The organism is Sphingomonas sp. OV641 (assembly GCF_900109205.1).
In the GTDB taxonomy this organism is placed as follows: Bacteria; Pseudomonadota; Alphaproteobacteria; order Sphingomonadales; family Sphingomonadaceae; genus Sphingomonas.
Map to the genome: position 1 here is coordinate 257624 of NZ_FNZB01000004.1, position 22671 is coordinate 280294.

General features: G+C 66.4%; 15 protein-coding genes. 6 read left to right on the forward strand and 9 right to left on the reverse strand.

The genetic code is table 11. From position 1 onward, the window contains the following. Positions 1-167: 167 nt before the first annotated feature. Positions 168-662 carry a DUF2059 domain-containing protein gene (locus tag BMX36_RS17160; protein ID WP_218142201.1) on the forward strand — a complete coding sequence of 165 codons (495 nt, stop codon included), beginning with the start codon at positions 168-170 and terminating at the stop codon, positions 660-662. Positions 663-816: 154 nt separating this feature from the next. Beyond that, a complete protein-coding gene (locus tag BMX36_RS17165; RefSeq protein WP_093067468.1) occupies positions 817-1260 on the forward strand; it encodes a hypothetical protein in 444 nt (147 codons plus the stop codon). Positions 1261-1336: 76 nt separating this feature from the next. On the opposite strand, the gene BMX36_RS17170 is transcribed toward BMX36_RS17165, so the two are convergent. Then, complete coding sequence (locus tag BMX36_RS17170; RefSeq protein WP_093067471.1) at positions 1337-2704, reverse strand: amidohydrolase family protein; 1368 nt, start codon at positions 2702-2704, stop codon at positions 1337-1339. A 195-nt stretch (positions 2705-2899) separates the two neighbouring features. On the opposite strand from BMX36_RS17170, the gene BMX36_RS17175 reads away from it, so the two are divergent. From BMX36_RS17175 to BMX36_RS17185, 3 genes are read left to right on the forward strand one after another with little or no spacing between them, the layout of a single operon-like run. Next, the gene (locus BMX36_RS17175; RefSeq protein WP_066782136.1) at positions 2900-3679 is read left to right on the forward strand and encodes a cyclase family protein; all 780 of its coding nucleotides are present in this window, start codon (positions 2900-2902) and stop codon (positions 3677-3679) included. Between the two features lie 4 nt (positions 3680-3683). Next, complete coding sequence (locus BMX36_RS17180; RefSeq protein ID WP_093067473.1) at positions 3684-5810, forward strand: indolepyruvate ferredoxin oxidoreductase subunit alpha; 2127 nt, start codon at positions 3684-3686, stop codon at positions 5808-5810. Beyond that, entirely contained in the window at positions 5810-7252 is a 1443-nt protein-coding gene (locus BMX36_RS17185) for an indolepyruvate oxidoreductase subunit beta family protein (RefSeq protein ID WP_093067476.1), read from the forward strand. The genes BMX36_RS17180 and BMX36_RS17185 overlap by 1 nt, the downstream gene beginning before the upstream one ends. Positions 7253-7620: 368 nt before the next feature. Here BMX36_RS17185 and BMX36_RS17190 read toward each other — a convergent pair whose 3' ends face one another. The 6 genes from BMX36_RS17190 to BMX36_RS17215 all read right to left on the reverse strand — a co-directional run bounded on the left by BMX36_RS17190 (position 7621) and on the right by BMX36_RS17215 (position 17253). Then, complete coding sequence (locus tag BMX36_RS17190) at positions 7621-8922, reverse strand: NAD(P)/FAD-dependent oxidoreductase (RefSeq protein WP_093067478.1); 1302 nt, start codon at positions 8920-8922, stop codon at positions 7621-7623. A gap of 144 nt (positions 8923-9066) precedes the next feature. After that, positions 9067-9966: a bile acid:sodium symporter family protein gene (locus tag BMX36_RS17195; protein WP_066782133.1), complete on the reverse strand. Its 900-nt coding sequence runs from the start codon at positions 9964-9966 to the stop codon at positions 9067-9069. A gap of 13 nt (positions 9967-9979) precedes the next feature. Beyond that, positions 9980-10459: a DUF3830 family protein gene (locus BMX36_RS17200; protein ID WP_093067481.1), complete on the reverse strand. Its 480-nt coding sequence runs from the start codon at positions 10457-10459 to the stop codon at positions 9980-9982. Between the two features lie 3 nt (positions 10460-10462). Then, positions 10463-12121, reverse strand: a complete 1659-nt coding sequence (locus BMX36_RS17205) for a DUF885 family protein (RefSeq protein ID WP_218142202.1) — start codon at positions 12119-12121, stop codon at positions 10463-10465. An 18-nt stretch (positions 12122-12139) separates the two neighbouring features. After that, the gene (locus BMX36_RS17210; RefSeq protein ID WP_093067486.1) at positions 12140-14389 is read right to left on the reverse strand and encodes a S9 family peptidase; all 2250 of its coding nucleotides are present in this window, start codon (positions 14387-14389) and stop codon (positions 12140-12142) included. 71 nt (positions 14390-14460) lie between these two features. Beyond that, positions 14461-17253 (reverse strand): TonB-dependent receptor plug domain-containing protein, encoded by a 2793-nt coding sequence (locus tag BMX36_RS17215; RefSeq protein WP_218142203.1) that lies wholly within the window; start codon positions 17251-17253, stop codon positions 14461-14463. 476 nt (positions 17254-17729) lie between these two features. Between BMX36_RS17215 and BMX36_RS17220 the strand changes: the two genes are divergently transcribed. Beyond that, a complete protein-coding gene (locus BMX36_RS17220; protein ID WP_177179205.1) occupies positions 17730-19439 on the forward strand; it encodes a DUF885 family protein in 1710 nt (569 codons plus the stop codon). A gap of 121 nt (positions 19440-19560) precedes the next feature. On the opposite strand, the gene BMX36_RS17225 is transcribed toward BMX36_RS17220, so the two are convergent. Together BMX36_RS17225 and BMX36_RS17230 are read right to left on the reverse strand one after the other, a co-directional pair. Beyond that, on the reverse strand, positions 19561-21210 hold the full coding sequence (locus BMX36_RS17225) for a DUF885 family protein (RefSeq protein WP_177179206.1): 1650 nt from the start codon (positions 21208-21210) through the stop codon (positions 19561-19563). Between the two features lie 172 nt (positions 21211-21382). Continuing rightward, on the reverse strand, positions 21383-22552 hold the full coding sequence (locus BMX36_RS17230) for a pyridoxal phosphate-dependent aminotransferase (protein ID WP_093067497.1): 1170 nt from the start codon (positions 22550-22552) through the stop codon (positions 21383-21385). Positions 22553-22671: the final 119 nt, after the last annotated feature.

Here is a 22671-nt window from a genome sequence, read left to right on the forward strand (position 1 = left end):
GCGCAGCGGGTTCTGGCCAACGGCAGCTAACCTGCCCAACTACCGCCGTCCGCAATGGGCAGGGACGATCCCGAAAGCGGCCGGGCCGAAAACGCCCAGTTGCGGACATCGCCGTTCCGGTTCAACTTGATGGCATGATCGCATATTGGCTTGGCACGGCAGCACTGATGAGCAGCGCACTGGCGGATGAGCCGACCAAGCCATCCGTTCCGAGTCAGACTTACCCTGCTGCGAAGATCGAGGCACCCGCAAGCGCGGAAAAGCTTGTCCTGATCAGGCAGTTTCTCCGGGCCATTGGGCGGCAAGATCAGCTTGATAGCGCAAGCTTCCTTGAGCGTTACGCCATACCAGGTGGGGTCATGTGGCCGATCAAGCCGGGCAGCCAAATAACGGAAGACCTGCGTAGCGGATTCGAGCGGCGGATGTCGGCACTTAAGAGCGCCTACGAGAAGCATCGGGCGACGTATCAGAAGGCCTACGAAGACCATGTGAATTGGGAGTTCACAGAGGACGAACTCGCCAAGATCGTGACGTTTTTGGAGAGCCGCGTCGGCAAGCATTACCTTGATGGACGCTGGCGCATGGAGGCGTACACCGAGACAAATACGGAGGACATCGAGCAGGGTATCGTGGCCGAGGCGCAAGCTAGCTTGGCAAAATAGCCGAAGTCCGCTTTCCACCCCCTTTCGGTCGCTCACGATTGCCGAGACGCTTCCCGAAAGCAGACCGGCAGCTATCACGGGGACGGCTTCCGAAAGCGGCAGTTCCGAAATCGCCCACTTGAACACACTTGCGCGTGAAGGCAGGCAAGTGCTCATGACCTATGGGATCGTTGAGCAATGGCATCCGGCTCCCGCCCTTATCGGACGGAAGGCCTTGATCTTCGACCTAAGCTGGCAAGGCGGTGAGAAGCGCCTTATCGCCACCGTTTGGTTCACGAACGAGGCGGGCGTAGGCGAAGAGAATGCCAGCGCCGTTATCATCTTTGAGGATGTATTCGCATTTCAAGTTCTTGACGAGAACATGGAGTTTAGCGGCATCACGGAGGATAATGCAGTTGTTCCGAAGATCGGCTTTCCTTGGGGTGGTCGCTGGCCCTATCTTGAGGTTCATTCTTCCGAGTGGATCAGGCAACTGGCTGAACACGATGGGGCGTGGAAGGCGTCCGAGTTCCGGCATCTGGTAATTACCACGGAAAGCCTGCATTTGCATGTAGCCTGTCGCAAACTGTCTCCGCCGTCCTATCACTTTGCCGGCTAGGAACGAACGCCCGCTTTCCACCCACAACGGACATCACCCTCCCCGCAAGGGCAGCCACCAACAGAACGCCAGCCCTTTACCGCGCGACCACGACCTTCCCGTCCGCCACCACGTACCGCACCTGTCGCAGGTTCTTGAGGTCCGCCAGTGGGTTCGCGCCCACCACCAGCAGGTCGGCGATCTTGCCCGGCTCCACCGTGCCAAGCTTGTCGCCCATCCGCATGATTGTCGCCCCAACGCGCGTTGCGGAGGCGAGCACGTCGGCGTTGCTCAGTCCCGCCTGCCGCAGATAATCCAGCTCCCGGAAATAAGCGTCCGGGTAGCGCACTTCATTCTCGAACGGGATGTCCGTCCCCACCCCGATCGGCACGCCCGCGCGATGCGCCTCGGCGACGCGCTTCAGGTGATCGCCTTGATCGATGACGAAGCGGCGCGAATGGGTGTGGTAGAAGCCGCCGGTGGGGATGCCGGCGGTCGGATAGCCGCCCTCCAGCAGGTTATCGAAGGCGCCGATCGTCGGCACGAACGCCGTGCCGTGCTTCTTCATCAGCGGCACCGCCTGGTCGCTCATGTCGAGCGGGTGCTCCAGCGTGTCGACGCCGGCCGCGATCGCCCAGTCGGTGTATTTGCCATAGCTGTCGATCGCCACCGGCACGCCCAGCGAATGCGCCTCGTCGATCGCGGCGGCGATTTCCTCCTGGTCGCCCGGCGCGCCGAGCTTGATCCAGTCGGCCAGCACGCGCACTTGCTCGCGCACCGCTGCGCGCCATTCCCACGGGCCGTTGTTGCCGTGTGAGGCGCCGCCCAGCCCCGGCTTCTGCCGCCCCGTGGCGGTCGAGGTCACTTCGTCGCCATGGCCGCTGGTGCTGGAGATGATCCGCCCGCTCCACATGACGCGGGGACCCCGGATGATGCCGCGGTCGACCGCTTCCTTGATGCGTAGCGCGACGTCGTCCATCGTCCCCACGTCGCGCGCGGCGGTGATGCCGGCGTCGACCAGCTGGCTCGCCAGCGCCGTGCCGCGGATCGCGGCGGCGGCCGGGCTGTCCGAATAGGCCCCCATGTTTGGCCCGCGCTGCTGCGTGAAATGGATGTGCAGGTCGATCAGCCCCGGCATCACGAACATGCCCGTGGCGTCGATCGTGCGCGCGGCATTGGCGGGCACCGGCGTGCTCGCGGCCGGGCCGGCGGCGAGGATGCGGTCACCCTGCGTCACCACCACCGCATTGGCGATCGGCGCACCGCCGCGACCGTCGATCAACGTGCCGCCGGTCAGCACCAGGATCGGCTCTCGGCTGCGATCGATCGGCGGGATCGGGATGCGGCGCACATCGTCGGTCGTCTCGGGAATGGCGCGCTTCGTTTGAGCAACCACCGGCGACGACAAAACCACCGCCCCGAGCATCCCCGACACCCACGCGCGCACCATCCGCCGATCCGCCATCGCCGACCCCCCATTTCTCAATATAACGAATTGCACGTGATTTAGCGCATGTTTACGTTGACCGCACAAGCGCTTTTTGCTTCCATGTGACGCAACGATGACGCGGAATCGTCGCGTATGGCGCAACGATCTTGCCGTTGAAGCCGCACGCTCGCCGCGTCATCCTCGCACGCATTGGCCCCGAAAGGACCACGCATGACCAGCCAGACGCTCAACGATTTCGCCACCGGCATCGCCACCGGCGCGATCCGCACGATCGACCTCACGCAGACGCTGTCGCCCGACACGCCCACGCTCGTCCTGCCGCCCGAGTTCGGCCAGTGCGCCGGCTTCAGCCAGCAGGAAATCTCGCGCTACGATGAACGCGGCGTCGCCTGGTATTGGAACAATTTCACCGTCGGCGAGCATACCGGCACGCATTTCGATGCGCCGATCCATTGGGTCACTGGCAAGGATCTGCCCAACAACGCGCTCGATACCGTGCCGCCCGCCGATTTCGTCGCTCCCGCGGTGGTGATCGACATCAGCACCCAATGCGCCGCGGACCCCGATTATCTCCTCACCGTCGAAGATATCGAGGCATGGGAGGCCGAATACGGCCAGATCCCGCCGCGCAGCTGGGTGATGCTGCGCACGGACTGGTCGAAGCGCGAGGGCGAAGCCTACACCAACCGCCGCGAGGACGGCGCGCACACGCCCGGCCCGTCGGTGGAGGCGGTGCGCTTCCTCGTCGACGAGCGCGATGCGCACGGCTTTGGCGTGGAGACGATCGGCACCGATGCCGGCCAGGCGCATCTGCTGGAGCCGGCATATCCGGCGCACAGCTTCTTCCACGCCGCGGGCCGCTACGGCCTGCAATGCCTGGCGAACCTCGATCTCCTTCCGCCGACCGGCGCGCTGGTCGTGGCGACTCCGCTCAAGATCGCCGGCGGCTCGGGCAGCCCGCTGCGCGTCCTCGCCTTCGTGGCCGGCTGAGGCGATGGCGGAGCGGTCGTTCAAGGCGGAGGTCGAGCAGCTCAGGCTCGGCGACGGCGACGTCTTCCACGGCGAGGGCATTCTCGCCGTCACCAAGGCGCTGCTGCAATCGGGCGTCGCCTATGTCGGCGGCTATCAGGGCTCGCCGATCAGCCATTTGATGGACGTGTTCGCCGACGCGAACGACCTGATGCGCGAACTGGGCGTGCACTTCGAATCCTCCGCCAGCGAGGCGACCGCCGCCGCGATGCTCGCCGCCTCGGTGAATTATCCGCTGCGCGGCGCGGTGGCGTGGAAGTCAGTCGTCGGCACCAATGTGGCGTCGGATGCGCTCTCCAATGTCGCGTCGGGCGGCGTCACCGGCGGCGCGCTGGTCATCCTCGGCGAAGATTACGGCGAAGGTTCCTCGATCATGCAGGAGCGCACCCACGCCTTCGCGATGAAGTCGCAGATGTGGCTGCTCGATCCGCGGCCGAACCTCACCGCGATCGTAGACATGGTGGAAAAGGGCTTCCAGCTCTCCGAAGCATCAAACACGCCGGTGATGCTCGAACTGCGCGTGCGCGCCTGCCACGTCACCGGCAGCTTCGTCGCCAGGGACAATAAGCGCCCGCCGCTGACGGTGGCCGACGCCGCCGAGGCCCCGGTGCGGGACACCGACCGCATCGTGCTCCCGCCGGCGAACTTCCTCCACGAAGTCGAGAAGATCGAACGGCGCTGGCCCGCCGCGCTCGATTTCATCCGCACGCACAAGCTCAACGAGCATTTCGGTACCGCCACCGACGACATCGGCATCATCGTGCAGGGCGGCCTGTTCAACTCGCTGAACCGCGCGCTCGAACTGCTCGACCTGTCGGACGCCTATGGCAATGCGAAGCTGCCGATCTACGTCCTCAACGTCACCTACCCCCTGATCCCCGACGAGGTCCGCGACTTCTGCGCCGGCAAGAGCGCGGTGCTGGTGATCGAGGAAGGCCAGCCCGAATTCATCGAGCACGAGCTCAACACGCTCGTCCGCCGCGCCGATCTCCAGACGAAGATCGTCGGCAAGGACGTCCTCCCCCGCGCCGGCGAATATGGCGGCGCGGTGATCCGCGACGGCATCGCCAAGTTCCTCCGTGCCCATGCCCCCGACCGCGCGCCGCCCGAGGCAGCACCCGCCCCCGCGCCCGCGCTGTCACCCGCGATGGTCCCGCAACGCCCCGCCGGCTTCTGCACCGGCTGCCCCGAGCGCCCGATCTTCTCCGCGATGAAGCTGGTGCAGAAGGAACTCGGCGCGTTTCACGTCTCGGCCGATATCGGCTGCCACCTGTTCTCGATCCTGCCGCCCTTCCATATCGGCAACACGACGATGGGCTATGGCCTGGGCACCGCCGGCGCCTCCGCCTTCAAGCCCCGCGACAAGCGCGCGATCGCGATCATGGGTGATGGCGGCTTCTGGCATAACGGCCTCACCTCCGGCATCGGCAACGCCGTCTTCAACCAGGACGATAACCTTACCATCATCGTCGACAACGGCTATTCCGCCGCCACGGGCGGCCAGGATATCCTCTCGTCCCGCGCGAAACCGCCGCATCGCAAGACCAATAACCCGATCGAAAAGGCGGTGCGCGGCGTCGGCATCGGCTGGGCAAAGACAATGACGCGCACCTATGACGTCGCCGGCATGCGAGACGCCATCCGCGATGCGCTGGTCGCGCCCGAAAAGGGCCCCAAGGTGCTGGTCGCCCAGTCCGAATGCCAGCTCAACCGCCAGCGCCGCGTAAAGCCCTTGATGGCCAAGGCGATCAAGAACGGCGAGCGCGTCGTGCGCGAGCGGTTCGGCGTCGATCCCGACACCTGCACCGGCGACCATAGCTGCATCCGTCTCTCCGGCTGCCCCTCGCTGACGATCAAGCCCAATCCCGATCCGCTGCGCCAGGATCCGATCGCGTATGTCGAGAACAGCTGCGTTGGCTGCGGCGTCTGCGGCGAGGTGAGCCATGCCGCGGTGCTCTGCCCCAGCTTCTACAAGGCCCAGATCATCGCCAATCCCGACCGCCGCGACCGGTGGCGGCAGCGGGTCCGCGACTGGGTGATCGGCGCGCTGCAGCGGCGCACCAGCCGCTCGATCGCCGCGAGGGCATTCTGATGGAAGAGATTTCGAAGACGGGTCGGCGCATCACCATCGCCATCCTGGGCCTCGGTGGCCAAGGGGGCGGCGTGCTTGCCGACTGGGTGGTGCAGCTCGGCGAAGCGAACGGCTATGTCGCGCAAGGAACCTCGGTCCCGGGCGTCGCGCAGCGCACCGGCGCCACGATCTATTATGTCGAGATGATCCCAGCCGGCGCCAGCGAGCCGGTGCTGGCGCTCACCCCCGTGCCGGGCGATGTCGACGTGGTCGTCGCGTCCGAGCTGATGGAGGCCGGCCGCGCGATCCTGCGCGGTTTCGTCGGCAAGCAGACGGTGCTGATCGGCTCCACCCACCGCGTCTATGCCATCGACGAGAAGTCGGCGATGGGCGACGGCCGCGCCAGCGGCGAGCGGATCGTCGCGGCCGCGCGGGAACGGTCGAGGCGCTTCATCGGCTTCGACATGGACGCCGCCGCCGACCGTGCCGGTACGGTGATCAGCTCCGTCATGTTCGGCGCGCTGGCCGGCAGCGAGGCGCTCCCTTTCCCGCGCGAGGCGTATGAGGCCGCGATCCGCGCTGGCGGCAAGGCGGTCGAGGCGAGCCTAAAAGGGTTCGATGCAGGGTTCGAAGCCGCCCAGGGCCGTCCCGAGCCGGCCTTGGTCGCCGCGCCCGCGACCGTGCCGACCTCCCCTGCCGGCCGTGTGCTGCTCGCCCGGATACAGGCGCAACTGCCGGTCGAGGCGCACGCCTTCGCCATCGAGGGCGTTCGCCGCCTGATGGATTATCAGGACGCCGCTTACGCCGGCCTGTACCTCGACCGGCTCGTCGCCCTGAGCGACGATCCCGCGGTGCTGACCGAAGCCGCCCGCCATCTCGCGCTATGGATGGCCTATGATGACACGATCCGCGTCGCCGACCTTAAGGTGCGCGAGACGCGCCTCGCCCGCGTGCGCGGCGAGGTGAAGGCGAAGCCCGACCAGATCATCGCCGTCACCGAATATATGCACCCGCGCCTGGAGGAGATCTGCGAGACGCTCCCGGGCTGGCTCGGCGGGCGCATCCTCGCCAGCGAGCGTCTTGGCCAATGGCTCGCCCCCATGTTCCGCAAGGGGCGCCACGTCGAGACGACCAGCGTGCGCTGGTTCATCGTCCTGTGGTTGCTCGCCGCCATGCGCCGCTGGCGCCGCGGCACCCTTCGCTACGGCCACGAACAGGCGCGGATCGCGGACTGGCTGGCGCTGGTGCACGACGCCGCGCCAGACGCCGGCCTAGAACTCGTCAAATGCCAGCGGCTGATCAAGGGCTATGGCGACACGTTCGCGCGCGGACTGGGTAATTACACCCGCATCACCGATCGTTACCGCGCCGGCGGGCTGGACGCCGCGGGCATCCGGCGCCTGCGCGAAGCAGCGCTGGCGGACGAGGATGGCGTGGCATTGGGGCAGGCGCTGGCGTCGTAGCGGCCCTGCTCCCCGAGCCGGACTGGAACATGGGGCCGGTGCGATTTCCTGCTTGAACTGTCATTCGGCCGTGAGCGGGAATCCGCCGTGCCGCTTACGCCAAGGCAGGAGGAGCGAGCGACAGCGCCAGCGGACGGTTGGATGCCGCGACACGCCCGGCGTGACGGATGGTCGCACGGCTTTGCATTCCGCTCGTGCCGAGCCTGTCGAAGCACGTGCCCCGAGCGCTGGCCTGCGCGACACGCCCTCCGGCAGGCTCAGGGCAAACGGATGCTGGCCCCGGATCCCCGCATCCACCCCGCGCGCCGATATTTGCGCAAGCTCAGGATCGACAGCCTTATTGTCGGGTGAAACACACCCGCGCCACGTCAGTTTGACAGGTAAGCCATCGACATCAGCACCTTGGGCAGCATCGCCGCGCCTGCATGCATGCGGATCGGCGTCGGCGCGCGCGGCGTGACCGACAGCGCCTCGCGATCGTTCGACGCCAGCATCGCGCCCATCTCCGTGCCGATCATCGTGTTGAGCGAAATGCCGCGGCCATTGTCGGCCTGGATCGCAAAGGCGCCATCGCCCAGATCATAGACTTCGGGCAGGAAGGATGCGTTGAGCCACGCCACCCCTTCCCACAGATAATCGATCCGCGGGTTTGGCAGGGCGGCGAAATGCTGCGCCACCCGCCGCCGCGCCTCGCGCACATGGGCACGCTGCCCCTTGACCAGATAAGAGGTGGCAAAGGCGGAAATCAGATGGCCATGATCGTCGATGCGCGCGGTGAACAGATACGGCACCTTGTCGGTGAACGCCCCACCCTCCGGCAGGATCACGGCGCGCTCCTCGGGCGATAGCGGGGCGGTGGCGAACTGGATCACGTGCAGCGGCAGCGCCGTGCGCCGCAGCGCGGGGTGCAGGCCCGCATTGCCACCATTGGCCGCCAGCACCAGTCGCCGCGCCGTTACGGTGCCGCCGGGGGTGCGCGCCACCCAGCGATCGCCCTCGCGCCGCAACGCGTGCACCCGGCTGTCGGCATACACGCCGGCGCCCAGCCGCCGCGCCGCCGCTGCCAGCCCGCGCGCATAGCCCAGGGGATTGACGCTCCCACCCTCGGCAAACCGCAAGGCACCGACGTAACGCTCGGCGCCGAACACCTGCCCGATCCGCTCGCCTTCCACGAACGAAACCTTGAAGCGCCGCGACGACCATTGGTTGGCAACGCGCCGCTGTGTCTCCGCGAGCGCGGCATTGTGCGCCGGCGCGTAGAAGCCGTCCTCGCGCGCCTCGCACTCCAGGCCATGGCGGGCGATCAGGTCAAAGACGCCGCGGGCGGAGCCGCCCACCATGCGCGTCAGCTTCTCGGCCTTGGCGCGGCCCAGCACGCGCCCGACCGTCTCGGGCGTGTGCCGGATATAATCAGGCGCGATCAGCCCGCCGCTCCATCCAGTGGCGCCGTCGCCGGGCTGGCCCGCCTCCAGCAGCACGGTCTGGACGCCGGCTTCGGCCAGGCGCAGCGCGGTGGTCAGCCCGGCCACGCCGCCGCCGATTACCAGCACGTCCGTGTCGAGGTCACCGGCCAGTGACGGCAATGTCGGCGCCGGCACGGCAGTCGCCGACCAGACCGTCGCCGATGAGGGCAGCTCGTCCACCGGAGGACGGCTCGGCTGGTGCAGCATCACCGCATCTTCGCGCGAAGGGGACCGGGGTTCGTCGCGTGCGGCGCGCCTGGTGCCGGCACGACACCCGCAGACTGGGGCAACGTCATGATACTCATACTTTCCTGTCGCGCCGCAGCCGGCGCTGGTTTCGTCAAGCGTGGCTCAGGCAGTCACCGGCGCGACCTGCGGCGTGCGCTCGATCCGCCGCGCGATGGCAACGAAGAGCAGCACGAAGCAGAGCGCGACGGGCGTGTTCATGATCATCGGCAATGACATCTCATTGTTGCCGACGATGGAAACCGCGATGAAAATGGCGGTGCCTTCCTGCCGCATCAGGTGCTCGACGCCGATCGCGATATTCTCGCGGCGGCTGAACCCGGCGAAGCGCACGATCGTCATCACCACGCAGACCATGATCAGGTTGAGCGCCACGGTGATCCAGAACAGCGCGCCCAGATTCTGCCGCAGCACCGGGATCTGATCGACCAGGATGACGCCGAACGAGCTGAACAGCACGATCGTCGCGGCGTTCTTCAGGTACCGCTTGAACCAGATCGCGAAGGCGGGCCGCAGCGCACGCACCGTAAAGCCGACCGCCGCTGGCAGCACCGTGATCGAGAAGATGTCCCAGAAAAAGGACGCCAGCGGCACCTGCACGTCCGCTTCCAGCCCCATGAAGTGGAGCAGCGCGAAATGCGCATAAAAGGGAATGACGAAGATGTAGATCATGCTGAGCAGCAAGGTCATCGACATGGACAGCGCCAGGTCGCCTTTCGCCATGTCGGTGAACAGGTTGGACAGCATCCCGCCGGGCGTGGTCGCGAGCAGCACGAAGCCGACGGCCAGCGCCGGCGTAGGCGCGACGGTCAGCGCCAGCGTCAGCCCGATCGCCGGCGGCACGATCAGCATCGAACACACGCCGAAGATCAGCGCGCGCTTGTTGCGGAACACCTGGCGGAAGTCGTCGGCGGTCAGCGACAGGCCCATCGAGGCCATCACCGCGATCAGCGATCCGGGCAGGAACCAATTGCCCAACAGGTCCATCAGATCGGCATAGGTCATGGCGCGGCGATCCTCAGGCGGTGGCGAGCGTGATGGTGCAGGCGCCGTTGCGCCGGATCGTGCGGCAATCGGCCTGCGCCTTCGCGAGGTCCTCGGGCAGGATGCGCGCGCACACGTTCGCCTGGATCCAGCCGAACGGCATCAGCAGCCGCCCGCCCGGGCCGTAGAACAGCCCGATGTCGTAGAATTCGCCCGGTGGCAGCCCCTTGGTGCTTCCCGCCGCCAGATACGCCAGCACGATGTCGCCGGTATCGGGATAGGAGGTGGCGTTCTCGAACGGGATCGGCGGCGTCGCCATGCCCGCGGGCAGCGTGCTCGCCGGCATCGGCACGGAGATTTCCGGCCCGGTCCAGATCGCATGCATCGCCTCGAACCCGGCCTTGCGCTCGGCCAGATCCCACAGAAACGCACAGGATTGCGGCGCTGCCGCCTCCAGCAGCTCGCAGCGCGCGGACAATCCCGACACCGGCTCGTTCAACGTGATCAGCCGCATGGCTCAGCGCTCCCCCAGAGTGGCCAGATATTCGTCGCGTTGCAGGGCGATCGGCACATTGCCGTTCAGCCACAGGAAATCGTGGAAACGGCGCAGGTCAAACGCGTGGCCCTCGCGGATCCGCGCCTCGGCAAGGAACTCCAGCGTCTGCATCTTGCCGATCTGGTAGCTGATCGCCTGGCCCGGCGCGGCAGCGAAGAACGCGGCTTCCTCCAGCGCGGTGGCACGGTCCATCGGTACCGTTTTCTCGAGGTAATCCGCCGCCTGCGCGATCGAGAACGCGCCGAGCGCCAGCTTCACGTCCACCTCGACGCGCAGCGCGCGCAGCCGCGCGAAATTGTAGATGATCTCGCGCGTCTTGGGCGCATCTGCCCACAGGCCCGCCTGCAGCATCATCTCCTCGGCATAGAAGCCGGTGCCCTCATTGGCGGCGCTGTCGTAATAATGGCGGCGCAGCGGATCGGGATGTTTCCAGCCGAGGCTCAACTGGAAGAAGTGCCCCGGCACGCCCTCGTGCACGATGATCGGACGCGGATCGCGCGTGATCGACAGGTTGAAATAGCCGAGCTTGGGCGACGGATCGGGCAGATAGACCGTCGCATTCTGCCCCACGCGCGACGGGCCGGTCAGGTCGAACGTCCGCCCCAGCCAGCCGATCGGCGCGAGATAGGCCGGGAATGGCAGCGCATTGTAATGGCCCACCCAGTCCGGCACCGTCAGCAGCCGCTGCTCGGTCAGGAAGCGCCGCACCTTCAGTTCCTCGGCATCAAGCCGCGCGGTTACTGCGCCGATCGAAGCGCCGATGGGCAGCTCCGCCGCGCCCCGATTGCGGTTGCGCTCCAGCGTCTCGAACAGCACGGCGCGTGCCCATTCTTGCCGACCCATCACCAGCAGCTCTTCGGGAGCATGCGGGATCAGCGCGACCTGGTCGAGGAAGAAGCGATAGGCGTCCGCGCCCACCGCCGTCTTGGCCGGCAAGCCGCCCTGCTTCGCCTTCAGATAGGCGCCGAACTCCGCAAATGCCTCGATCGCCGCCGCAACCGCCACCTTGAGCTTCGCCGCCTGCGCGGCATCGGCAAAGGGCGTCAGCCCCGCCGCCATGCCGTTCAGGCTGGCCGGCACCTCGTCGATCTGCGCACGCGCGATCGCGACGAACGGCCCGCGCATGTCGGTCAGGTTCGCCCGCCCCGCCGTGAGCGTCGCCGGCACGCGGCCGAGCAGCCGGATCACTTCGTCGATGCGCGCGCGCTCCACCGGCGGCGGGGGCAGCAGCACCTCGAACACCGGCTCGATCGCCTGCGCGACATAGAAATGCGGCTGGCGCTGCCACGCGGCGACGTGATCCAGCTCCCAATGCACCCGCGCCAGCGCCGATCCGACGAGGCGATAGTCGGTCTTTTCCTGCGGGCTGCGCGGGGCGCTCGCCAGCGCCTTCCAGCGGGCATCGAACGCGGCAAGCTTGGCCTTTTGCGCCGTCACGCCGGCGGGCGTCCAGTCGGGCGCCCAGCCTGCCGGCCGCTCGATCCGCGGCACGTCGTCGCTGGTCGCCGGCTGGGTCACCGCCCGCCACGCCCAGAAGTCCGCGCCAAGCGCCTGCACCCCCGATCGTTCAAGGGCCGTCTGTGCCGCTACCGGCTGCGCCAGCAGGAGGCTGAGGATCAAGGCAAGCCGCGCACGCACTTACTGCTTGTTCTTCACGTTGCGGTCGAAGAATTCGGCCATCTTCTTGAAGGCAAAGCGCGTCTGCACCGTGCCTTCATTGTCCCAGCCGTGATTGGCGCCGGGCAGCGTCACCAGCTCGAACGGTTGCTGGTTGGCGATCATCTTCTCGGTCAACGCCACCGTATCCGAATAGAGCACCACGGGATCGCGCGTCCCGTGAATGATCATCAGCGGGTCCTTCACGCCCTGCACCTGATAGAGCGGCGACTGGCGCTCGTACCGTTCCGGCATGTCGGGCCCGGTCGGCGGCCCCATGATCCACATCTGCGACGGGTAAGCGTGCCAAACGTTGGTCGCCGGCGCGCCCGCGATCCCCGCGGCATAGACGCCCGGCTTCTTGGCGAGCGACATGATCGTCATCAGCCCGCCATAGCTCGATCCCCACAACCCGACGCGCTTGGGATCGGCATAGCCCTTCCCGACCAGGTAGCGCACGCCGCTCTCCAGGTCGTTGATGTCCATCGTGCCGTAGCTGTGGTGCTGCGTCTGGTTGTGCGCGCGGCCCTGCCCCCAGGAACCGCGCAGGTTGACGGTCAGGACGATATAGCCCTGCGCGACGAAATATTGGTCGATGCCCCAGGTCGGGTGCGCACGGCGCCCGCCCCATTGGTTCTGCACCCCGTCCGAATAGACCGATCCGACGATCACCGGATATGTCTTCGCCGGGTCGTAATTCGCCGGCAGCATCACGCGGCCGAGCAGGTTCTGCCCGTCGACATGGCTGGGAAATTCCACATAGCCGACCTTCGCCCAGGTCTGCTGATAGAATGCCGGCAGCGGCGACTTGGTCACCTGCGCCGCCTTCGCACCCGGCTTCGTGAGATCGGCGAGGTACAGCTCGGGCGGCGTCATGTCGTCGCTGAACCAGTCGGCGGCATGGCGGAAGTCGGGCGAATAGACCGGCTTGTGCGTTCCCGCCGCCGGCCCGCTGACGCGCTCCACCGCGCCGCCCGCAACCGGCACGCGATACACCTGCCGCTCGGCAAGATAGCTCTGGTTCGACAGGAAATAGAGCTGGCGATTGGCGCGATCGACCTCAAACGAGGCGATCTCCCACTTGCCGCTGGTGATCGCGCGCGGCGCCGCGGCGGCCGTCTTCTGGTGGTAGAGATGCGCCCAGCCGTCACGATCGGTCAGGATGATCAGTCCGTCGTCACCGGGCGCCCAGGCGACCTGCCAGTCGGGGCGGATATGGTGCGGCTCGGCCAGCTGGTAGAAGGTCTCGCGCGCACCGCTCGCCACGTCATAGACGTAGATCGTGTGCTCCTTGGCCTCCATGTCGGAGCCGCTGACGAACAGCCGCTTGCCGTCCGATGACAGGCCATAGCCCCAGATATGATGCTTGGGATCGGGCCGCTCGTAGAATTTCGTCGCCCCGCCCGCCAGCGTCACCACGCCGACGCGCGCCTTGGTCGTCTCGTCGCCCGGAAAGGCGCGGATCACGCGATTGTTCTGCGCCTTGCCCTTGGCATAATAAAGGATGTCGCGCTCCGGCATCAGCCGGTCGTCGTCCTGCTCGAATGCGATGGCGCGGCTGTCGTCGCTCCACTGGAAATCGCTGATGTAGACCTTCGGATCGTCGTCACCGACCAGCTTGCGCGCGGTCGCGCCGCTCGCCACATCGCGCACCCAGAGCACGCCGCCCAGCGTCACGCGGTTCTTGGGATCCACCGGGCTGCCGGAAATGAACGCCAGCTTGGTGCCGTCGGGCGAGACCGCGAGCTTGCGGATCGCCTGCTTGTCGGCCTCCACCTTGGCGATCGTCCCGTTCGCCTCGCGGATGTGAAGCTGCCCGCCCAGCGTAAAGGCGATCCGCCCACGGTCGAGATACACCGCCTGGCCGATGCCATGCGCTTCGGCCTCGGGCTTGGACTCGCGGCCAAGGAACGTCAGCCGCGTCTTGCGGCCGGTCACGGGCGAGAACGACCAGATGTCCTGGAACGTCGCGCCCTCGTCGTTCCACAGGAACAGCACCGCCGATCCGTCCGCCGCCCAGCTATAGCCGACGGGCTCGGTCCCGACGATGCTCTTGAAGCGATAGAGGTCGTCGATCGACAGCGCCGTGCCCGGGACGCCCGCCGTGCCCGCGACCGGCGTGTCGATCCGCTGCGCCCCCGCCGGCCCCGTTCCCGCCGGCACCGTCCCCGCCAGCAGCGCCACCACCGCGACGCTCTGCGCGATCCCCCGAACGACCTGCGACCTCTTCATACGCCCACCCCTTTGGCACTCTTATCAGCCTGCCGGTGGCGGCACTCCCCGCCACCGGCAGACGCCCCCCGTCAGAACCTCTTGCGGAAGCCCACCGTGAAGCGGCGGCCGATCGCATCATAGGTCTCGCGCTCGTAAAGCTGGAAGGGCGGATCGTGGTCGCCGACATTGTCGATGTTGCCGAACAGCGTGAAGCCGTCCGCCACATCCAGCGACGCGCTGAGGTCGAAATAGCTGATCTCGCCCGTCTCCGGCACCGCCAGCAGCGGCGTCGCCGCGCCGGAGGCGATCGCCGCCGCGATCCGCCCGTCCTTCACCGATCCCAGGAAGCGATGACGCACCGACACCTGGAATGCATCGTTGACATCCCACGTCAGGCGCTGCGTGAACCGCCATTCCGGGTTTGCACTGCCGCAACTGCCCCCGCCGATGAAGCCGGCGCAATCGACCGCCGCGGCGATCGGGCTGCCCTGCGTGATCGACTCGATCAGATAGCTTCCGGTGATGAAATAGCTCAGCCGGCCCAGCGATCCGATCTCATGCGCATAGTCGAGCCGGAAATCGACGCCCGATGTCTTCAGCGACGCGATGTTCGCGTTGAGCAACGGCACGTCGAACAATTGCCCTTCCGGCGTGCGATTGGCGAGCGGCTGGCAGAAGATGTTCGACAGGGAAAGGTCGCCGCGGCACGCCGTGATGACCTGCTGCAATCCGCCGCCGAAGGCCGCGATCGCATTGTCGATCTTGATGTTGTAATAATCGACCGTCAGCTGGAGATTGCGCACGAAGTCCGGCCGGAACACCGCTCCCAGCGACCAGGTGTCCGACGTTTCTTCCTGCAGGTTCGGATTGCCCCCGGTGATCGCCCGGATCTGCACGTTTTCCTGCTGGAAAATGTCGATGACACTGGCCGGCACGCCCAGCGAGTTGACGCAGAAGTCGCGCTCCGCCGCCGTCCGCGTCGCGGTGGCGTTGCAGAAATCGGTCGCCTGCGGCGCCGTGTTGGTCGCGCCAAGGAACAATTCGCTGACGTTGGGTGCGCGCACCGCACGCTGGAAGAGGCCGCGGATCTTGAGGCTGCGCACCGGCGACCATTCGCCGCCCGCCTTCCACGACGTTACCGATCCGGCCGTCGAATAGTCCGAGTAGCGAATGCCGCCTTCGAACGCGAGCGAGTGGATCAGCGGCAGATCGCCGAGCAGCGGCACGATCAGCTCGCCGAAGACTTCCTTGACGTCATAGCTGCCGCCGGTCGGCTGGATGCCCGCCGAGCGCGAAAGCGCCTTGCCCTGCACGTAGAGCTGGTCCGGATTGAACTGCGAGCTTTCCTTGCGATATTCGGCGCCCAGCGCGATGCCCACGTCGCCCGCCGGCAGGCTGAACAACGTGCCCGACACCGTCGCGCCGACCTGCGTCTGGCTCAGCGACGTACGGTTCGTCAGATCCGTGCTGATATAATCGATCATTGGCTGCGTCAGCGAGTTCAACCCGAACGGATTGATCGTCACGCAGCGCGGATCGGCCACCGCGCAGTCGTAGGGATTGGCGGGGTTGGTCAGGAAGCTGTTGGCGAAATTGTCGATCAGGACGCCGCCGCCCTGTTCGTCGGTGATGTTGACGTCGCCGCGATTGTAAAAGACTTCCCACTTCAGCCGGCTCGTCAGGTCACCGCGCAGGCCGACCACGAAGCGCGAGAATTCGCGCGTCTGGTCGCTGGTGCGCGACCCGAAGTCGAGCAGGCGGCGGTTGATGTTGAGCGAGACGAGATTGTCGCCGTCACGGTCGAGATTGGTCGACAGGAAGGTGCGCAGCGACGGCGCGAGATACGGGTTGCGCAGGTCGAGCTGGAAGTTCGAGATGAAGCCCGAGCTGCTCATCGGCACCGCGCCCAGCGTCGAGTTGATCTCGTTGCGGACGTAGGATCCTTCGAAAAAGGCGGTGACGCTCTCGGTGACGTCGTAATGCGCCATCACCGATCCCTGCCAGCGCTTCATCGGCATCTGCAGGTTGGTGAACGGCCGGTCGTTGAACCCGTCCGCCGTCTGATAGGCGCGCCAGCCCTCCGGCGCGAAGAAAATGCCCGAGGCGCCGATCGGCGTGCCATATTGATCGCGCAGGCCGACCAGCGACGTGCCGAAGATCGTGCCTTGCGGCGTCACGCCATTGCCGCCGGGCACCAGCACGCCGACGCCATTCTGCACCGCATCGACCAGATAGAGCGAGGCATGGTCGCGCGCGGCGCCGGTCACCTGCGCACGATCGAAATAGCTGCCATGGACGACGACATTGCCGCGATCGTCGGCGAAATTGCCGCCCAGCGTGAATTCGAGATTGTAGCGGGCCGCATCGCCCTCTTCGGAGATGCCATATTGGCCGCCGACCTCGAGCCCCTCGAAGTTGGTCTTGGTCACGAAGTTGACGACGCCGGCCATCGCGTCCGAACCGTAGACCGCGGATGCACCGCCGGTGACGACCTCGACCCGCTCGATCAGCGAGGGCGGGATCATGTTGAGGTCGACGACGCCATCCTGGCTCGATCCGATAATGCGGCGGCCGTTCTGCAGCACCAGCGTGCGCACCGCGCCCAGGTTGCGCAGGTTGACCGTCGCCGAACCATTGCCGGCGTTCGACTGCGCGCCCGTTCCCGCCACCGCCTGCGGCAGGGTGTTGAGCAATTGCTCCGTCTCGACCGCCGCGGTCTTCTGGATTTCGGCATTGGTGATGACGTTGACCGGGCTGTTCGAATCCAGGTCCGGCCGCGGGATGCGCGATCCGGTGACAATCACGTCCGCGCCCGCGTCTTCGGTGGCGATCGCCCCCGCCGGCGTCTCGATCGTCGATTGCGCCGCCGCGGCGCCCGTCATCAGCAACGCGGCCAGGATGGCCGTACTCCCCCGATATGCAGCGCGTGCCGCAACCCTTTTCCGATGCATGTGCATGTCTCCCCGAGTGCGTCTTCCCTGCGGCTTGCCCGAACGCCGGTCTTCGCGCCGTGTTTTGTGAACAAGTGCGTGATTTTGATCATATCGGCAGGTTGCCGTCAATCGCGCGTCGCAAAAATGTAAGATTGCGGCGAAATCCCGTGCTTTCCGGCGATCAGGCGGCTGGTCTACCGCGCGGCTGTCGCCGCTGAGCCTCGTTGCGGGGCCACAATATGCCCGCTTGTGGACCGATCGTTCAGCAATGATTCGCGTGTTTGCCGCCCCGCTGACAGCTTGTTCGTTGCGCGGCCCGCAACAGATGATCGCTTGACAAGCACGTCGCTAGGCCATCGTGTGCATATTCATATTTTTTCTGTTGCGCCATGCCGCTTGCCGGCTGGTGCCGCGAAGGGATCGAGATGACCAGGATCGCCAGCTTCGTCGCCACGCTGATGATCGGCTGTGCGCCGGCCGCAGCCGCCCTCCCTGTCGCAGCCGCCCTGCCCGCCGCCGCCGCTGCACAGGCGGCGACACCGCGGCCCGGCCCGCCCAACGGCACCAGGAGCTACGACCAGCTCGTCACGCTATTCGATCAGTTCCGCGCCTGGAGCGATCTCAAGCCGGTGGATGGCGTCGTCGACTACAGCCCCGCGACCGTCGAGAAACGCCGCGCCGAGCTGCGCGCGTTCCAGGCGCGCCTCCCCGACTTTGCCGTCGCGCGCTGGGATCGCCACCAGCAGGTCGACTATCTGGCGGTGCGCGCCCAGCTGGATCAGCAGGATTTCATCCTCAACGTCACCAAGCCATGGGCGCGCGATCCCGGCATGTACGTCGATGAGCTTCAGCGGCTTGCCTATACCGAACTGCCGCTGGACGCGGCGAAGCTCGCGCCGTTTCAGGCGCGGCTGAAGGCGATCCCGGCCTATCTCGCGCAGGCGCAGGTGAACCTGGACTCGGTCGCCGCCGATTACGCCGATCTCGCGCTCCACAGCCTGTCGAACGGCGATGGCGTGGGCCATGGCATGCCCTATCGCGCGGTGGAGCCCGCCGGCCTGATCGGCTGGTTCGCCGATCTGCACGGCCGCGCGCAGAAGCAGCAGCCGGCGCTCGTACCCGACATCGCCAGGGCGCAGGCCGCAATCGCTTCCTTCCGCGACTGGCTCACCGCCAACCGCCCGAAGATGACGACGCGCGCCGGCGTCGGGGGGCCGGCGTACGACTGGTTCCTCACCAACGTTCGCCTGATGCCCTATACCTCGGACGAGGTCGTCACGCTCGCCAATCGCGAGCTTCAGCGCCATTGGGCGAACTATACGACGGAGCGCCACCGCAACCGCAAGCTGCCCGAGCTTGCGTTGCCGACATCAGCCGCGGAATATGAGGCCCAACTCGCCGGCACCGACGCGAAGATCCGCCGCTGGCTGCGCGACGAGGAGATCCTGACGATCCCCGATTATATCCCCTCCACCTATCAGGAGGTCGGCTTCAACGCGCCCTGGATCGTCCGCCCGACCGGGCCGATGTTCTGGGAACAGGTGCAGTTCCGCGACGCCTCGCCCGATCACCTCCACGCCACCTTCCCCGGCCACCGCTTCGACGGCATGACCGCCAAGCGCGTCACCCACCCGATCCGCCGCTATGTCAGCGACAGTGGCCGCACCGAGGGCTGGGGCTTCTACCTCGAGGAAACCGCGCTCCAGCTCGGCCTGTTCGACGATCGCCCGCGCACCCGCGAACTGATCTACATCTTCGGCCTGTTTCGCGCCGCCCGCACGTTGGGCGACGTGAAGATGCAGCGCAACGAGATGACCGTCGCGGAAACGATGGCCTTCTGGAAGGAATGGACGCCGTACCTCGACGACAATGTCGCGCGCACCGATGCCGCCATCTACATCCGTCGCCCGCCGGGCTATGGCATGACCTATACGATCGGCATGATGCAGCTCCAGCAGCTGATGGTCGACCGCAAGCGCCAGCTCGGCGACAAGTTCGCGATCCGGGACTATCACGATTATCTGATGAACGCCGGTCGCCTGCCGGTGTCGCTGCTGCGCTACGACCTCACCGGCCAGGACGACGAAGTGCAGCGCTTCTGGGCACACACGCCGCTGAGCGAGGTGGTGCGGTAGACCGCAACCGTCATCCCCGCGCAGGCGGGGATCCAGCCGCACAGGTCTCGCGAGAGCCGCTGAGGGCAGCGTTTATCGATTCCCGCCTGCGCCGGAAGGACGGCGATCGAGGCAAGCCCCTCTACTCCCCCAGCAGCGCCTTCACCTCGTCATCCTTCCCCGTCATCTCCCAGCGGATCAACGAGATCGGGATCGACCCCGCCGCGCGGAAGCGATCGTGGAAGGCCTTGATGTCGAACCGCTCGCCCTCGGCGACGGCGACGTCGGCCATCAGCTTCTCCAGCTCGACCTTGCCCATGTAATAACCAATGCCATAGCCCGGCTGGCGCAGGTACAATTCGATGTCGAACTGCGCGACGGCATCGCCCGGCTTCATCCACTTGGGCGTGCGCGACACAAGCGAGGCATTGGCCTCAGCCCACGTCCACTCATTCGCCTGCATCTTCAGCTCGGGCAGGATCCGCGCCGCGCGCTTGGCGCCCAGGATATAGTCCATCTCGCGCGTCTTCGGCCGATCGGCGAGCATCCCCGCCTGAAGGATGAATTCCTCGAGATAGAAGGACCAGCCCTCGTTCCTCAGGCCATTGACGAAGAACAGCCGCTGCGCGCCCCGGATCGGGCGCGTGTCGCGCGCCGCCTGCAACCCGTCGAAGCCATGGCCGGGCAGGTTGTGCGCGCGCAGCGGCCGTCCGTCGCGAAACTCGCTCTGGAAGAAAAAATGGAGGTTCAGCGGCTTGTCGAACAGGCCGGGGCGCGAGGGATCCTTCTCGAACGGGAATTGATACGGCCCCTCCTCGGGATCGTGCTTCACGTAATCCGGGATCGTCATCCACTCGCCGCCGCGCAGGAAGGCGAGCAGGTCCTCATCCTCGGCGCGGCGCTTGGCGTCGAACTCGGCACGCGTCTGCACCGGCTCGGGCATCGGGATCGCGCGGTTGCGATGTTCCTCGATCTTCAGGAACGCCACCTGCCGCTGATATTCGCGCTCGCCGATCACCTGCACCTCGTCCGGCGTATAAGGCAGCAGCAACACGTTCTTGAGATACCAGGCGTAATTCTCCCGCCCCACGCCGCCATGTGCGGGGAGTGTGGCCTCGATCCCCTCCAGCCACGCCTTGAACGACGCGGCCGCCGCCTGCGCGCGCTTCGCCGGCGCGGCGAGCGCCGGCTGCACCTTCGCCGCCTGGGCGGCGAATTGCCCATAGACGTTCACCTCGACCTGCTTCTGCACGATGCCCAGCCGCGCAAGATCGCCGCGCGTATCGGTCAGGTTCACCCGCGCCTGCCGCAGCGCCTCGGGCACGGCATTGAGCTGCGCCGCCAGCGCCGCCGCCTTGTCCGCCGCGATCGGCAGCTTGGGGAGCGCGATCGCGCCGTGCATCTTGGGGCCGAAGCCGAGATTGGTGGTGGAGTAGAAGGCCGGATCGCGCGTCCACGGCTGCATCACGCGATACTGGAAATCCATGCCGTTCATCTCGGCTCGCACGACCATCGCGTCGACCCGCTGCGCGATCGTCCAGCCGCGCTGGTCGATCGCCGAAAGCCGCGCCTGAAACCGCTTCAGCCCAGCCTGCTGCCGCGCGATGGCGGCGGGGGAATAATCGGGCACGCCGTTGACCATCGCCGGCGGCACAAAGGCGCGGAACTCGGCATAGAGGCTGACGAGCTGGTCGTACCCCGCCGGCGCGGTCTGCGCGGCCGCGACCGACGCGGCCGATGAGAGAACCGGCGCGGCAAGCAGCACGGCGGCAAATCGAAGCGTCCTGGTCATCGTCATCCCCCTCATCGTCATGCCGGGGAAGGAGCGCGGCGGCCAACCTCCCCAATCGTCACCCCGGACTTGATCCGGGGTCCAACCCTCACCGAGCGCTGCCCGCAATGATCATCCGAAACGCCCGCCGCACCATGGACCCCCGATCAAGTCCGGGGTGACGAAGGACAGATCACAAGCCGTTGAAGAACCGCGCCATCCGCTCCATCGCCTCGGCGATCCGCGCCTCGGACTCCGATCCGAAGCACACCCGCAAATGCCCCTCGCCGCCCGGCCCGTAGAAGCTGCCCGACTCGACCACCACATGCGCTTCGTTGAGGATCGCCGTGGCCAGCTCCTGTGAGCTGCGGCCCGTGCCGGTGATGTCGGGAAAGGCGTAGATCGTCCCCTGCGGCTCGGCGCAGGTCACGCCGGGCATCTGGTTCAGCGCCTGGACGACGATGTCGCGCTTGCGACGATCGGCTTCGACCATCGCCAGCATCGGCTCCTGCGGCCCTTCCACTGCCGCCCGCGCACCTTCCTGGACGAAGACGTTGACATGGGTCACATCCGTCACCGCGATGCGCTGGATCGCCGGCATCAGCGCGGCGTCCGCCGTCAGATAGCCGATCCGCCACCCGTCCATCGAATAGGCCTTGGTGAAGGCGAAGCAGGTGATCGTCCGTTCGCGCATCCCCGGCAGGCTGGCGATGCTGACATGCTCGGCACCGCCATAGGTGATATATTCATACACCTCGTCGGACAGGACCAGCAGGTCGTGCGCGATCGCCAGGTCCGCGACATGCTGCAGCTCCTCGCGGCTATACACCCGCCCGGTCGGATTGGCCGGGTTGATCAGCACGATCATCCGCGTGGCCGGCGTGATCTTCGCCGCGATCGCCGCCTTGTCGATCGCATAGCCCTTCGCCTTGTCGAGGCTGGCGACCACTACCTTGCCGCCGGCCAGCTCGGTCTTGGCGATATGCTGCGGGTAATAAGGATCGAGCAGGATCACCTCGTCACCCGGATCGATCGCCGCCATGAATGCCGCGAACGAGCCATGCGTCAGCCCGTTGGTGACCAGGATCTCGTCGACGCCATAATCGAGCTTGTTGAAGTCGGTCAGCTTGCGCGCCAGCGCCTGGCGGAACGACAGCGTGCCCTTGAACTCGCCGTAATGGACGATCCCCGAGTCGAGCGCCGCCTTGGTCGCGTCCTTGATGTGCGCTGGCGTATCGGCGTGCGGGCGGCCGAATTCCAGGTGGATGAGGTCCACCCCGCTCGCCTCCAGCTTGGCCGCCTCGTCGAACATGCCGAAGCTTTTCTTGGAGCCTGTCGCAAGGCGCTGTGCCGGCCATTTCATCTGCTGACGCTCCCAACCATGATTGCGTGATATCGGATATTTCAAGCTTGATATTTTAGGCTTGAAACGTTTTCAAGTGCGCATAGGATCATGAGGCTTCGGTTCGCCGGGAGGGAAAC